The 16,525-nt window shown below is 56.3% G+C and carries 6 protein-coding genes; all 6 read left to right on the forward strand.

The features are described from left to right. The first annotated feature begins 16 nt into the window (after window positions 1-16). Window positions 17-10,696: an ESPR-type extended signal peptide-containing protein gene (locus ACFER_RS02000; protein WP_187287522.1), complete on the forward strand. Its 10,680-nt coding sequence runs from the start codon at window positions 17-19 to the stop codon at window positions 10,694-10,696. A 306-nt stretch (window positions 10,697-11,002) separates the two neighbouring features. Continuing rightward, a complete protein-coding gene (locus tag ACFER_RS02005; protein ID WP_012937777.1) occupies window positions 11,003-11,623 on the forward strand; it encodes a hypothetical protein in 621 nt (206 codons plus the stop codon). Then, on the forward strand, window positions 11,601-13,061 hold the full coding sequence (locus tag ACFER_RS02010; protein ID WP_012937778.1) for a lipase family protein: 1,461 nt from the start codon (window positions 11,601-11,603) through the stop codon (window positions 13,059-13,061). The genes ACFER_RS02005 and ACFER_RS02010 overlap by 23 nt, the downstream gene beginning before the upstream one ends. Continuing rightward, a complete protein-coding gene (locus tag ACFER_RS02015) occupies window positions 13,048-13,941 on the forward strand; it encodes an amidohydrolase family protein (RefSeq protein ID WP_012937779.1) in 894 nt (297 codons plus the stop codon). The genes ACFER_RS02010 and ACFER_RS02015 overlap by 14 nt, the downstream gene beginning before the upstream one ends. Beyond that, window positions 13,938-14,402 carry a NanQ anomerase/TabA/YiaL family protein gene (locus ACFER_RS02020; RefSeq protein WP_012937780.1) on the forward strand — a complete coding sequence of 155 codons (465 nt, stop codon included), beginning with the start codon at window positions 13,938-13,940 and terminating at the stop codon, window positions 14,400-14,402. Before ACFER_RS02015 ends, ACFER_RS02020 begins: the two co-directional genes overlap by 4 nt. A 4-nt stretch (window positions 14,403-14,406) precedes the next feature. Continuing rightward, window positions 14,407-16,344, forward strand: coding sequence for a TonB-dependent receptor plug domain-containing protein (locus ACFER_RS02025; protein ID WP_012937781.1), 1,938 nt, complete (start codon window positions 14,407-14,409; stop codon window positions 16,342-16,344). Window positions 16,345-16,525: the final 181 nt, after the last annotated feature.

A 16,525-nucleotide genomic window follows, 5' to 3' on the forward strand; every position in this document is an offset into this window, starting at 1 on the left:
CAAAGGGGTTGTATTTATGAATCGGATTTTCAAGGTTATTTTCAACAGGAACCGCCAGCTGGTCCAGGTGGTGCCAGAATATGCCAAAAACAGAGGCAAAGAAGTGTCAGAATCCCGGAAAGGAGGAGTACGGGGGCTGGCCAAAGTCCTGCTCACCTTCCTGGCCACCCTGATGATCGCATCCCCGGGGTATGCGGCGGATGGGAACAGTACAGGGAGCGGGGATACTACCTATATCTCTGATACCAATACAGAAGCCCAGAATATCCAGGCTCTGGACAAGCAGGTAGTCAAGAATGCTCAAGATATCGCTGCCAGCAAATCTACGACGGATACCAATAAATCCGATATTGCTGCAAATAGAGCCGATATAGAAGCCAACAAAACATCTATTGATTCCAACAAGACAAAAATAAGCAAGAATACCTCGGATATTGCGACGAATACAACCAATATCTCTGAGAATAAAACGGCCATTGCGGATAACAAGACGGCCATTGACAAAAACGCATCTGCCATTTCCACCAATACCCAAAAAATTGCAGCCAACACAACAAATATTGCCAACAACACAACTGCCATAACTTCCAATAAAACCAGTATTGCTGCCAACGCTTCGGATATTACAGACCTGAAGGATCTTGCCAACATTACAGATGCCGGGAAAACTGTCATCAAAAAGCAGGCCAAGCAGGCGGTGAAAGTGGCCGCTACGGGCAATGCCACGGTCAGCACCACCGGTTCGGAAGATGATGACAGCACGTTGATCTATACCATCAATGTGGCCAACAATGGGGCCATTTCCGTCGGCGATACGAACCTGGTTTCCGGCGGTACGATGTATACGGAACTGCGGCCGACGGGTGGCACCTATGTTCTGGCAGGAAATACCACGGCTGCCAATCTGCTGGCTCTGGATACGAACCTGGTGAACGTGGTCAATGCCCTGGGGCTGGATGTCAATGATACGACGAAGAGCTATACGTCCAAGCTGAATAAATACTTCAAGGTCAATCCGAAGATTACAACCAGCACGGATGGCACGACGACCACCACGACGTATGCCCCCGACGCCGCCGCCAACGGCACGAACGCGGTGGCCATCGGCCCCAGCGCCCAGGCCGGCGAAAGCACGACAGATGCCACCACTTCCACGACGACTGTGACCGGCGGCACCAGCAGCACCGCTGTGGGCGACAGTGCCAAGGCCAATGGCAATCAGGCGGTGGCCCTGGGCTATGGCTCCGAGGTTCTCAATACGACAGATCAGTCGGGTAAGACGACAGCGACGATTTCTGGCAGCACAGCTATCGGCAATGGTGCCAAGGTCAACGGCGCAACGGATGCAGCGGCTGTCGGCACGAGTGCTCAGGTCAACGAAACGGCAACGGGCGGCATTGCCTTTGGTAAAAATGCAGTCACAGGAGAAGACAAAGGAACTGTGACAGTTGGCGATGTAACGGCCAATGTGGCTGCTGTGGGCGGTGAAAACAGCGTGGCTCTGGGGACTTCTGCCAAGGCCAGCGGCAACACGGCCCTGGCTCTGGGCAAGGGAGCACAGGTCAACAACTATACCACCCAGTCCGGTACCACCGTGACCAAGACAGTCAATTCCGGCAGTACAGCTATCGGCAGCGGCGCTGTCGTTACCGGCGCCAACGATGCTGTGGCTTTCGGGAGCGGTGCAAAAGTCGAAGGAACGGGAACCAATGCTGATGATTCCCTGGCCCTCGGTAAGAGTGCTTCTGTAGCGACGGCAAAAGATGCCATGGCTTTGGGTACCAGTGCGTCCGTTGCCAGTGGGGCAGATAATGCCATAGCATTGGGCAATGGGGCCAAGGCCAATACCTCTAATACCACTGCCATTGGTTACAACGCCAGTGCTACCGGCGCAGGGGCGGTCGCTATTGGTGAAAATACATCCACCTCCACAGAAGGCGGCATCAGCATCGGCAGCGGTACCAGCGTATCTGGCAAGTCCATTGTCATTGGCTATGCGACAGATAACGCTGGTAATGCAGTAAAAACGGAGTCCAATAATACCGATGCGGTTGCTATCGGCAACGGGGCCCAGGCCAATGCCAATGATTCCATTTCCATCGGCCATCAGGCAGGCAAGGATACGGCCGAGGGCCGTACCAGTGGCTATGGTTCCCTTATTGCCATCGGTACCAATGCAGGCAACAATGTCAAAGGCATGCAGAACGTGGCCCTGGGCAGCGGGGCCGGCAGTAACGTCAAGAGCAGTTACAACGTGGCCATCGGGTCCAATGCCGGGTCCGGCATCAACTATGCAGCCGCTGCCGATTCCAATCCTCAGAATGGCTACAACATTTCCATTGGTTACGAAGCCAATTACCAGAGTGCTGATGCCAATGCCAAAAACATTAAGGAATCCATCGCCATTGGGCACAGTGCCAATGCGGTGTCTGAGGCAACAGCTTTAGGTACGGGAGCAGCGGCGTCGGGAGATAAATCCATGGCTTTGGGGTACAATGCCACAGCTGCTGATACAGACAGTATCGCATTGGGAGACAACGCCAGTGCGGGAGGCGGGAATATTGCCATCGGCAGCGGTTCCCAGGCTCCGGCTGTTGCATCCTATGACAAAGGGTATCTGACCGGCAGCACTTCTGTTAACGGCTATATTTCCGTAGGCGGTACTACCAGTGCCACGGGCACTACGGTCCTGCGCCGGATTTCCAATGTTGCCGATGGGGCGGCCGATCAGGATGCAGTTACGGTAGCCCAGTTGAAACAGGCTTATACGAATTTGGAAGGTACCATCAAGACCACCGATAATAAAATTACGGATACCTACACCCAGTCGGCCATCGATTCCAAAATTTCCACTGTAGAGAGAAAAATCACTGCATCCCAGACCAAATATTTTTCCATCAATCCGTCCAGTGATACCCTGACGGCCAATGTGAACAATGATGGGGCCAGCACTACTGGCGCTGCCGACGCCATGGCCATCGGTCCTAACGCTACTGCCACCAGCGCCAAGGCCGTAGCCATTGGCAACAACGTTTCCGCCAGCGGCAAGGGAAGTATCGCCCTCGGCACGGCAGATAATCCGGCCACAAGTACAACTGTTGCAGCAGGCGGTAATACCAGCGCCAATCCCCATGTAACTTCCGCCGAAGGGGTAAATAGTGTGGCCATCGGTACGTCAGCCATTGCTCAGACCGATAATTCTGTTGCTTTAGGTACTCGCGCATCCGTTTATACATCAGATATGACGGACAAGACGACCGGTACAACAATGAAGGTCGGCCAGCAGTCCATTGCCATTGGCTATCAGGCTGAAACAAGAAACAGTAATGCTACCTCTATCGGCAGTGATGCCAAGGCCTATAGCAATGGTTCGACAGCTATCGGCCACGGCGCCTATGCCCAGGGAACCGATGCCATCGTTCTCGGTACATCCAGCACGGCTAATGGTGCCTCTTCCGGCATTTTGGGCAAGAGCAATACCGTCAACGGCAGCAATACCTATACCGTAGGCAGTGAAAACAAGGTTAATGGCAATTGGGGAGCCGTTACCTATAGCGGTCTCTATGGCAGCAAGAACATCGTCAATCCGGTATCTGATACGTCGGGCAATACGAAACACGGCATGGACAGCCTTTTCATCACCGGCAACAGCAATACCATCGGCCAGGGATCCTATTCTGATACGGTACAGAATATCTCTATTCTGGGTAACAGCAACAGTGTTACCGGTGCCAGCAGTGATGAAGCCAATGCAGGGACCACGGCCAACATCACTGTGATTGGCGGAAACAATGAAGTCACTGGCCGTGATGGGGCAGGCTCCGACTACATGGGCAAGACCTGGAACCAGCTGACCCGCACGTCCATTATCGGTTATGGCAATAAGGTCAATCAGAAAGAGGCCACTACTTCTCTGGCGAATACCCAGATTCTGGGCAATGATGTGACCGCAACTTTGGGGAATTCCGTCTACCTGGGTACTGGCTCGGCTGCCAAGAATGCCAATTCTCCAGACACCGATACCCTGGTCAAAGCGGAAACGGACGCGGCCAATGCAGTGGATACCACGGGCATGACCGATGATGAAAAAACCACTGCCCTCAGCGATGCCAAGGCCAAGGCACGCTATGCAGTCAAGCTGGCTGCCATGAAAGCCAATAAAGGGTCCACTGCCGGAACAGAGGTACTCAATACCGATACCACCTATGATGATGGTACCAGTTACACCTATGCCGGTTCCAGTCCGGTGGGCGTGGTGACCGTAGGCAAGGCAGGCAGCGAACGCCGGATCCAGAACGTGGCCGCCGGCCTGGTCAGCGCTTCCAGCACCGATGCTGTCAACGGGTCCCAGCTCTATGCCCTGACCCGGCAGATCCGTTTTGGCGGCGACAATTCCAGCTTCGGTACCACTACGGCCGATGACCAGAACGTAGTGGCCCGGGGCTCCAATGAAACCCTGAATATTATTGGTGGTGAGAAAGATACCACCAAGCTTACGGATAATAACATCGGGGTCCTGGCTGACAGCACCAACAATACCCTGACGGTGAAGCTGGCCAGCAATCTGGAGGATCTGAACACCGCTCAGCTGGGTTCCGGCAGTGGAGATAGTTATAAAGAAACCATCAAGCTCGACGGCACCGGGACCACCGGCGGCCAGATGACATTGGCTGGTGCTGATGGAACCGTAAAGACTACCCTGGATACCACAGGCCTTACGATTGCCAATGGGCCCAAATTCACCAGCAGCGGCATTGATGCAGCCAGCCAGAAAATCAACCATGTGACGGCAGGTACGGATGATGCAGATGCGGCCAATGTGGGACAGGTGAATGCGGCGGCTGCTGAAGCAACGACAGAAGTGAAAGCCGGGACCAATGCATCCTTGGGAACAGTGGAGACCAGTGCAGCCGATAAACACAAGATTTATACGGTGAATGTGGATAACCTGGCAGTGAAAGCAGCAAATGGTAATGCTTCTGTTGCACTGGCCAATGGCATCAACTTCAAGAACGGTACCAACACTACCAGTGCTGTCGATGCCAGTGGCAACGTCACCATCGATACCAAGAACCTGACGCTCGAAGCCAATGGCACCAATAAGGCATCTGTCAGCATGGATGGCGGCATCAACTTTAAGAATGGTACGAATACCACGGCGACCGTCGATACGGATGGCACAGTGACCATCAGCGCTACCCACAACAAATTGGATTCTGCGTCCTATACGGCGTCTAAGCCGTCTGATTCCAGCAACCAGACGACGGTGAAACTGAAGGATACGGATGGTAACGAAACCACGCTGAATCTGACTGACACCTATACCACCGTTTCTAAGAATACGGATCACACCATTTCTTTCAAGCGCAATGATGGAAGCAACCCGGTCAGCATTTCTCTGGATGATCTCGATGGTGCCAGCAATGAAGCACTGACAAAGGCTGCGGCCAAAGCAACCACGACGGTAATCAAGGGTACCAACGTTGATAGTGTAGATGATGATACTACTTCTGCTGATGGTCACCATATCTACAAAGTGAATGTCAGCAATCTGGGTGTCAAGGTGGCTGATGGACAGAAGAAGAGCGTTGCGCTCAGCGAAGGTCTCGTCTTTGGCAACGGCACCAACACCACTGCTTCTGTTGGTGACAATGGCGCTATTACCTTCAATGTGTCCAATGATGCCATCAAGACACAGGCCAAGGATGCCATCAATATGTCTGCCGGTTCGAATGTAAAGGTAGAGACCACCAGTACGGATGGCCTGTCCAAAACCTTCACCATCAGTGCCACTCACAATGCTCTGAAATCAGCTACTTTGACGCCAAAGTCCAATGATGTGTCCACGCTGACCATCACCGGCAATGATGGTGATACTGCGTCTGTTGATATCAAGAACACGCATCTTACGGTCACGAAAGACTCCGAAGCCAAGACTGTCACGTTCACCAGCAACGACGGCACCACTCCGGAAACGACTTTGAGCCTTAGTGATTTGGGCGCTGCCAGCACAGCAGACATGAATGCAGCGAAGGCAGCCGCATCGACTGAAGTCAAGGCTGGAACCAATGCATCGTTGGGGACGGTAGAGACCAATCAGACGGATCAGCATAAAATTTATACGGTCAATGTCGACAACCTGGGCTTGAAACAGAATGGCACGGCGGCTGGTACAGTCACGTTGGCTGATGGCATCAATTTTGCGGATGGAACCAATACGTCGGCCACGGTGTCGAATGGAAAGGTGACGTTTGACCTAAAGAAGGACATCACTAATATTGATACCATTACGGCAAGTAACTCCATTCAGGCAGGCAATGTCGAAGTTGGCAAGCAGGGGGCGGACAACAAGAACTACGTCACCGGATTGGAGAATAAGAATTGGACAGTCGGACAGACCACCTACGAGGCAGGCCGGGCGGCTACAGAAGATCAGCTGAAATCCGTCAGCGATAAAGTCGCAAGCGGTTTCCAGGTAACTGACGGTACGACCTCTGCCAATATCGGTGCCGACAAGAAAGTCACCTTCACGAATGGCAATTATACGACCGCGAAGGTGACCCAGGCCACGGATGGGGCTAATGTTCAGTATGATATCAATACGGCCAAACTCACTACTGGTGCCAATGGCACGATAACTGCGCCGACAACTGACGGCGTAGCGACGGCAGCGAATGTAGCTGAGGCCATCAACAGTGCGGCTTGGAAAATCAAGGCCAACGATAATGATACTACTGCAATCAAGGCTGGAACGACTGTCGGACTCAAGGCGGGCAACAACTTGACACTTTCCCAGAGTGGCACGGCTTTCACCTATGCACTGAAGGATGAGCTGACTGGTATCAAGAGCCTGACGACTGCTGCTCAGGATGGAGTCACTACGACTCTTGCCGCAAGTGGCGTGACAATTGCTTCGTCGGGTACTGGCAATAAGTCGGTCTCCTTGACTGCCAACGGCTTGAACAATGGTGGCAAGCAGATCACTGATGTGGCAAGCGGCGGCGATACAGACACCAATGCGGCCAATATCAGCGATGTCAAGCGTCTGGTGCAGGCTTCGGCTAGTGGTACGACTGAGACAGGCTTCAACGTCAAAGGCGATGATGTAACTGCTAAGAAGGTGAAACTTGGCAAGCAGCTTAATGTGGTAGGCGGAACCAATGATACCAGCAAGCTGTCGGATGGCAACATCGGTGTAGTAACTAAAGATGATGGACAAGGCAATGCTACCTTGACGGTAAAGCTGAATAAGAATATCAACCTTGACTCTGTGAAGGCTGGTAATACAACCCTGGATACCAATGGCTTGGCTATCTCGGGCGGCCCGACGATTGCAGCTGGCGGGATTAACGCTGGAGGCAAGACAATCACTGGCGTTGCTAATGGCGTTGGCGACAACGATGCCGTCAATATATCTCAGCTCAAAGCTGTTCAGTCGGATATCAATGCAGGCTGGACAATCAAAGGCAAGGATACGGCGAATGCAGATGTAAGCGCCAATATCGGTAAGGGCAAGACCGTGACCTATGATAACGGCAACTATACCAAGTCCGTGGTGACGAAGGATGACAGTACTGGCAATGCCACGGTGAAGGTGGATGTGACTACCGGCACTTTTGGCTCGGGAGCTGGCGACAAAGCTGGTACAGTCACTTCCACGGCTAAGGGCCTGGCAACGACCCAGGATGTGGCCAACGCCATCAACAGCGCAGCTATCAATGTAGTAGCCGATAATACGCCGGACAACAAGACCTCAGTCAAAGCCGGGGATACCATCCATTTTGCCAAGGATGGCAACCTGACTTTGGTGCAGAATGGTACTACCTTTACCTATGGACTGAATTCAGAAATCAGTATTTCCAAAGTCACTACGTCCGATGCGACGAATGGGTCCACGGTTCAGGATGCGAAGGGGATTACGACCACTGACGCCGCGGGCAATACCTATATCCAGAACGGACAGGGCATTACCCTGACGTCTTCTGATAAGACCAAGTCTCCTGTGAAACTGACCAATACTGGCCTGAATAATGGCGGTAATAAGATTACCGGAGTTGGAAAAGGTACAGATGATGCCGATGCAGTCAATGTAGCCCAGCTAAAAGAAGTCAATGACAAGGTGGGCAGCGGCTGGCAGATTGCCGGTAATGATGGACAGAAGGTCGCGGATATCGGTGCCGGCAAGAAGGTATCCTTCAAGACGGGCAGCCAGTATCTGACCGCTAACACAGAATCTGCCGGAACTGATGCAGCGAATGTGACCTATGGACTGAAGACCAAGGCACTGACGGCTGTGGATGGCAAAGTATCTGCCGTTGATACGGCAGAGGATGGTCTGGCTACCGCCAAGAACGTGGCGGAAACCATCAATCAGACGTACTGGACGGCGGCTTCCGGAACATTCGGCAGCGGCAGCCATACGGATGAAACGGCCAACCCTGTGGACAAACAAATTTCGGCCGGAGATACGGTAACCTTCAATGCCGGGAACAACCTGTCCCTGGTCCAGAACGGAGCTTCCTTCACCTATGGGCTCCAGGCGAATCTGACTGGCATGAATACCATTACCTTTACTCCGAGAAATGACGCTGACGGACATCCTATCAGTCTGGTCATCGGCAAGCAGAAAGACGGGGTAAGCAACGATGAAGGGTACTACATCACCGGTCTGGACAATACATCCTGGAACCAGTCCAACTATGTAAAGAACCGGGCGGCTACGGAAGCCCAGCTGGCTTCCGCCATTCAACAGGTGACCCTGGCTTCCCAGTCCGGCGGTTTCAAGCTGTCTGACGATAACAATAACGAAGTTTCCCAGGTACTGGGCCAGGCTATCGGAGTTGTAGGGGACAGCAATATTACCACTACTGCGGAAACGACGACTGCGGATCCCAATGGGCATATCAAAGTCAGCCTGAACAAGCACATCGATCTGGGTACGGACGGATCTCTCCAGGCAGGCGGCGTAACGTTGAAGAACAACAGGGTCACCGTAGGAAACAATGGAATTGTAATCAGCAGCAGTGATTCAGAAAGAACGGTCAGCAATCTGAGCAATACCACTTGGGAGACAGCTAAAGTCAACCAGGAAGCATCGGCTGGCGGCTATAAGGGTTCCACCAAAGCTGCCACGGAAAGCCAGCTGGCAGAAGCTATCTCCACAGCTACTTCTACGGCTGCCCAGAATGAGCAACATATCAGAAATGGTGAGTACAGTGTCCAGACCATAAACAATGGGGATGGATCGAAGTCTCAGGGAGTATCCATTGACATTATTACCGGAGATGGTTCCAAACCGGAAGCTGTCAAAGGACATGTGGTCATCAAAGATGTGGCCAAGGCCAGTGATTTGGGGAATGTAAGTGATCTACACGATACCCTGAAAAATGCCGATGGAAAAAAGAATGTCACCGGAGCTTTGAACAACTTGGATGACCGGGTAACTGGGCTGGATAACCGGATGGACAACATTTACACCACGGCCGGTCAGCATTCCTCTGTCAGCTCCGAGAGCAATATCGTTGTGGACCATTCTGCCAAAAATGAATCCGGCGGCACGGACTACAAATTGAGCCTGAACAGGGAAAAAATCGACTTGGACAAAGTGACCATCGAAGGCAAGAGCGGGGCTGTGACGGCCAAGACCGTGACGGCAGAAGAATACAAGGTGGGCAACAAGACCTACATCTCCAGCGACGGCCTGAACGCCAACAGCCAGAAGATCACCAATGTCCAGGCGGGCACGGCGGATACGGATGCGGCCAATGTGGGCCAGGTCCGGGAAGCCGATGAACAGCTGGCCGGAGGCATTGCACAGAATGCCCGGAACATCTCCCAGCTGGGCCGGGAAGTGGACAAACTGGATTCCCGGATCGACCGGGTGGGCGCCGGTGCTGCGGCTCTGGCCGCCCTCCATCCGGGAGCCTATGATCCCAACGACAAAGTGGACTTCTCCGCCGGGTACGGCAACTACCGGGGCGCCAGCGCTGCGGCCGTGGGTATGTATTACCATCCCGATGAACGGACCATCCTGTCCATGGGGGTTGCCATGGGCGGCGGCGAAAACATGGTGAACGCCGGGGTTACCTGGAAACTGGGCCGGCGGACACCTGCTGCACCCCAGCCGGTACCGGTGAAAGCGGCTCCTGGGACTCCTGCCCTGGTACCTGTTTCCACGGCAGCGGCGGCACCGGTCCGTCCTGTGGAAACCGCACCGGCAGTGAGACCTGTGGTGGTACGGACTTCCGTCCGGCCGGTGGAAACGGTGGCACTGGTGGCTCCTGCGGCCCGGGTACGGCCCGTACAGCCGGCTGTGGCTCCGGTCAGAACGGCGGACACCAATGCCCAGCTGATGGAACTGCTGGCCCGGCAGACCGCCATCCTGGAGAAACTGTCGGAACAGAAAGCGGTTCCGGCGGCAGCACCGGCAGCGAGCGGAGACGACCTGTTCACCGATGTGCCGGAAAACCACTGGGCCTATGAATGTGCCCTGAAGATGGAAAAGGCCGGGGTGCTGAAAGGCCTTGGCGGGCTCCAGGTGGAGGGGAATCCTCTCCTGACCCGGAAGGACTTCGCCCGGATCCTCTACACCGCCCTGAAGAACGGGGCCACCACCAACCCGGCCCTGAACAGTGACAACAGCCTGAACCGGATGGCCAGCGAGTTCCGGGGAGAATTGAAGATGGTGAAGGGATAAAAAACGGATAAAAGAGTCGGGAGCCAAAGGATAAATTTGCAGGCAAATTTTTGAAGGTGTAAATCGAATCTGTAGGGGATCCACGCCGGGGAGCCCGCCGATTTGCCGGCAGTCTGTGTATTTTGCGGGGCGCCGGGCCTGCGCCCCTACGGTTTTACACAATCAAAAGAATCCGACTTGCCAGGCGGATTCTATCCTGAGGCTTCAGACTTCAGACTCCCGACTTCCGACCAGATGCGGTTGCTTATGCAACCGCATCTTTTTGTGTTATACTAGGACTATTAAGGAAAAAAGGAGCGTGGAACCATGTTCAAAAAAGCGACTCTGGCGGCCATGGCCCTTTGCCTCAGCCTGTCCGTCCCGGCTTTTGCCGAGGTGGAAAGCGAACAGGCCCAGGTGGGGAACCTGGAAATGACCTGGCCGGTGGTCCATACGAAAAACAAAAAAGCCGATACCCTGATCAACAAGGACATCAAGACCTTCATGGATGATTTCCGGGGTGGCTTTGTGGACCGGAAATTCACTGCAGGCCGTACCTGGTACGAAACCAAATACGAAGATACCCAGCTGGTATCCCTGGTGCTCAGCGACCTGCGGACCCAGGGCGGCAACAACAAGGTCCGGACCAGCGGCGTGGTGTACGAACTGGCCAGCGGCCAGCGGCTGCCTCTGTCCGCCTTTGTCCGGGTCACGGTCAGCGACCTGAACGGCTATCTGGCCACCCAGTGCTACAACAGCAGTGATGTGAAGATCCATCCGGCGAAGCAGGTGACCCGGGTGCCGGAGGACTTCTTCCTGAACCAGGACGGCAGCATTTCCGTCCTGTTCCAGACCGACGAGCTGGGCACCCTGCTGGACGGGCCGGTGTACATCCGGCTGACCCAGCAGGATCTCCGGGAACTGAATGCCCGGAATCCCCGTGTCTGACCGGAACGGCTGGAAGCAGCGGCTGGGCCGGGTACTGGTGACGGGGCTCTGCCTGGCTGCCCTGGGCCTTCCCCAGGCGGCCCGGGCCGCTGCTCCGGTGTCTCCGGACCATCCGGTGGAACAGGCGGCCATGACGGCCATGGCCGCAGCTGTGTGCGCCGGCAGCTACCACCCGGAAAACAGTCGGGAGATCCGGTATCTGGAAGACTATGGCTGGACCATGACCCCTTATACCCTGAAGGATGGGGACACAGAAGTGAACTTCACCCTGGCCCGGAAACAGGGACTGCTCCGGGGTAAAAACTGGACCGTACTGGCTTTCCGGGGCAGTGCCACCCGGGACGACTGGAAGCTGAACATGAAGATGAAGGCAGTGCCCTATCCGGAAGGGAGCAATGCCCGGAAAAATCAGGATGGGGAGGAGAAAGGTCCCGCCGTCCATGAAGGGTTCCTCCGGTATGCCCGGGCGGCCCTTTCCCGGCCTCTGGATGTGGACGGGGACGGCCGGGAGGAAACCCTGGCGGCCTATCTGAAGGAGCATCCCCAAGAAAAGATGGTGCTCACCGGCCACAGCCTGGGAGGAGCCGGCGCTACCCTGGCGGGAGAAGAACTAGTCCGCCAGGGAGTGGACAAAAACCGGATCCCGGTGATCACCTTCGGAGCCCCGGCGGTGGGGAACCGGGATTTTGCCCGGAGGTACGGATCCAAAATCGATCTGCTCCGGGTGGTAACCACCCTGGACCCGGTGGCCGGCGCCCTCCAGACCGTGACCCGGTCCGGGTACCAGCAGTTCGGGGAGAAAAAGGAATACGCCCTGTCCGGCAAGTACACCGATTACCAGCATCCCATTTCCTATTACCTGGACCTGGCGGTGCAGGATTATTACCGGCAGCGGGATCAGGCGGAAAAAGACGGTTTGTGGGCCCCGGTTCCCCTGGAACGGAGAAAGGGGGAGGGGCCTTTGGCAGCTCTGGCGGTGCTGTGCCTGGACAATGGGGCGGACACCCGGTTTTCCCCGGATCTGGGCCAGTTCCTGCTGGACGAATACAGAGGGGCGCTGCCCCGGTATGTGGTGCTGGATTACCGGCACACCGCCGGCAGCGATCTTCCCGCCTTCCAGGAAGAACTGCGGCAGAAAGCCCGGAAGGCCGGGGCCGATGTGCTGGTGATCGCCCAGGTGGAACGGCAGCGGCTGGGACAGACGGATAAATGGTCCATCCTGCTGGGCCAGGAAGTGGTGGGCCTACAGCCGGGAGGCGTCCATTCCGTCACCGCCGGCAGCACCCGGGTGCGCTTTGAACAGGGGGTCGTCCAAAGCCTCCTGAGCCTGTGGGAAGACCAGAAAAAAGAACTGAAGAAGGCCCTGCCGGAAACCCGGGATCAGGAGCCGTTATGGATATTTTTACGAGAAGAGGGGACTTGGGATGAAAATCATTGATGCCCATATGCATTTTTTCCGGTACGCCGGATTCGACCAGGTGGCCAGAGCCGCCGGTCACGAAAATACAGTGGAGAACTATCTCCAGGCCTGCCGGGAGAACAACGTGGTGCTGTCGGTGGCCATGGGCAATGCGCCCCTGGGGCCCAGCCGGTTCGGAGGGGTGGTGCCCCGGGTGCCGGATCTGGCGGGCCCCTGCACCCTGGAGCCCTACAACCAGCCGGCGGAGATTGCCTTCTGCGCCGGACTGGAAAGCAATGGCCTGACGGAGGAGAACTGCGAAAAAACCGCCCGGGAATTCGAACCGGTGGTCCGGAATCCCCACTGTGTGGGCATCAAGATCTATACCGGCTACAATCAGGTCTATGCTTACGATCCCCGGCATTTTCCCCTGTACGAACTGGCGGAAGCCTACCAGGTGCCGGTGGTGTTCCACACGGGAGATACCGCCGGGGGCCACGGGCTGCTGAAATACGCCCATCCCCTCACCATCGACGAGGTGGCGTCCCAGTTCCCCCGGGTGAAGTTCGTCATCGCCCACTGCGGCAATCCCTGGATCCTGGACGCCATGGAAGTGGTGGCCAAGAACCCCAATGTGTATGTGGATCTGTCCGGACTTCTGGAAGGGAAGTTCGACGGGGCGCTCTTCTATGAAAGACATCGGGATTATTTCCGCTACATCCGGATGTGGCTGGATTATGTGAACCGGTACGACAAGGTGCTTTACGGCACCGACTGGCCCCTGATCAACATCCAAAGCTATATCGACAACATGAAACTGGTGGTGCCGGAAGCCCACCATGAGGAGTTTTTCTACAGAAACGCCCTGCGGGTGTATACCAAACTGCTGGGCCTTTTGCCCAAGGAGGGAAACGCATGATTACAGGAAATCTGGACCATCTGGACCGGCTGGCCGGTCAGCTCACCGGACCGGTGAAAAAAGCCCTGGAACTGCTGGCGGAACGGGACGTGACGGAACTGCCGGTGGGGAAAACGCCCCTGGCCGGTGAGGACATCTTCGCCAGTGTCAATGAATATGAAACGGAACCGGTGGAAGACCGGCGGCCGGAAAAACATTTCCAGTACATCGACATCCAGGTGCTGGGCGCCGGCCGGGAATCCATCGGGTACACGGATGTGGAAAACGTCGGCAGCCTGACGGAGGACCGCCGGGAAAAGGACGATGTGGTGTTCTATGGCAGCACCCGAAAAGAGAACTTTGTGAAGCTGGAGAAAGGAGATTTCGCCATTTTCTTCCCCTGGGAAGTCCATCGGCCCAACTGCTGGTTTGGAGAGGGACCGGAAACGGTGAAGAAGATCGTGGTGAAGGTACGGGCGTAAGTTGATGCGGAAAAGGAAGCTGCTGTGGGGAGGGGTCCCCGCTCTGGTGCTGCTGGTTTGTACGGCGGTCCAGGCGGCACCTCAGAAAATCGTGATTACGGCCACCCGGAACGCCACCGGGGAGGACCGGGTGCCGGCCGGGGTGACGGTGCTGACGCCAAAAGACTGGGAAAAGACCGGGGCCCTGACGGTACGGGATGCCCTGGAGCGGGTCCCGGGCCTGAACGTGGTGGAAGGGGGCATGACCGGCAATAAGGTGTCCCTGCGGGGTATGGGCAATGGCAGTACCCTGATCCTGGTGGACGGACGGCGACTGGCCGGCGAAGATTCGCCCCAGACCATGAATGTGTACGAACTGAACCGGCTGAACCTGGATCGGGTGCGACGCATCGAAGTGGTGCGGGGTGCGGCTTCAGCCATGTACGGCAGTGATGCCATGGGTGGCATCATCCAGATTTTCACCCGGAAGCCCGGCCGGGCGGGGGGCTATGCCGGCACCCGGATCGGTACCCGGGAAAAAACGGTGTACGGTGGCGTGTCCACGGGCAAGGTGGGCAAGCTGGACCTTTCCGTCGACGCCAAGCTCCAGGACCTGCGGAAAATGACCAACGGGGGTTATTCCAATTTCTACGGACCCCGGCGGTTCCTGGACATTACGGGGACGTATCGGTTCGACAGCAGTCGCAGCCTGGAATTCGGGGCTTCGTACCTGCGGGAGCAGTTGCGCCAGGATACGGCGGCGGGAAAGCTGCCCATGCACGGCTACAGCTCCGTGGCCAGCCGGGAATGGAACGACAACAACCGACAGGACTACCACCTGCGCTACAGCGGTAGCGATGCCCGGAATGATTACAATGTACTGTTGTACACCAACCGGCTGGGAAAGGAGTCCCACACGGCCACGCCCCTGCTGGGACGGGATTTCGACCACAGTGAATACCGGACCTGGGGCGCGGAATTCAAAAATGCATATACGGCCAGTGACCGGCACATCCTGACCTACGGGGCGGAATACAGGAAGGAAAAGGCCGGGGGCACCCGCATGGGCCGGGGCACCGGGGACTACCGGCTGGAATGGTCCGGCGGCCAGGCCAAGCCCTGGTCTTCGGCCCAGGTGGAGACCAGCGGGGCCTACCTGCAGGATGAGTGGGACCTGGGCGGCAATGTGTATTTCGTGCCCGGGCTCCGGTACGACCATTATCAGAGCTTCGGTGGCCGCTGGTCGCCCAGGGCCGGGCTCACCTGGAAGATGACACCGGGCCTGTCCGTGAAGACCAATTACGGCTGGGGCTACCGGGCGCCCACCATCTTCGAGCTGTACGCCCGTATGGAACGGGCCATGGGCATGGTATACGAGGTGGACGGCAATCCGGACCTGCGGCCGGAAAAATCCCGGGACTTCGACTTCGCCCTGGAGATGCAGCGGGGCAAGAGCAGCGGCAGCGTGCGGTATTTCCACAATAAAATCGACGATATGATCCGGACCCATCTGCTGGGATTCTACGGCGGCCGGCTGCGGTATCAGTACGAAAATATCGACAAGGCACAGACCCAGGGGGTGGAGGCCGAGGGGAAGTACGCCTTCGACCGCCACTGGAGCCTGGGGGCCGGGTACACGTATCTGGATGCGCGGAACCGGAAGGACCACAGCCGGCTGACGGGGGACGCCCGCACCAGCGGCAATGTGGAACTTTCCTGGAAGGACGGCGGGGCCCATCCCTGGACCCTGACCCTGGACAACAGGTGGTACCGGGATTACCTGAACGACGACGGCAGGCAGTATACGTACAGCCTGACCGGGTTCCACGCCGTGAAGGACCTGGGGCACCGGACCACCCTGCAGCTGGGGGTGGACAACCTGTTCGACAAGAAGTTCGGACGGGAGGACCTGATGGGGCTGTACGGCCGCACCTGGGAAGCCGGGGTCGAGCTGAAATGGTAAGGAAAACAGGGGGTGTGGAAGTTCCACCCCCCTGTCATACGTCATACGCCGAAGGATAAAATTTGCCGGGGCAAATTTTAACAGAATATACCCTCCGGATACCTGGTTCGGACGTTCCTACGCATAAAAACGGAATTTGCGAAATCATGCGTAGGGTCTACCCGTAAGGGGAGACCGTCGC

It is taken from the genome of Acidaminococcus fermentans DSM 20731 (assembly GCF_000025305.1).
Taxonomy (GTDB): Bacteria; Bacillota; Negativicutes; order Acidaminococcales; family Acidaminococcaceae; genus Acidaminococcus; species Acidaminococcus fermentans.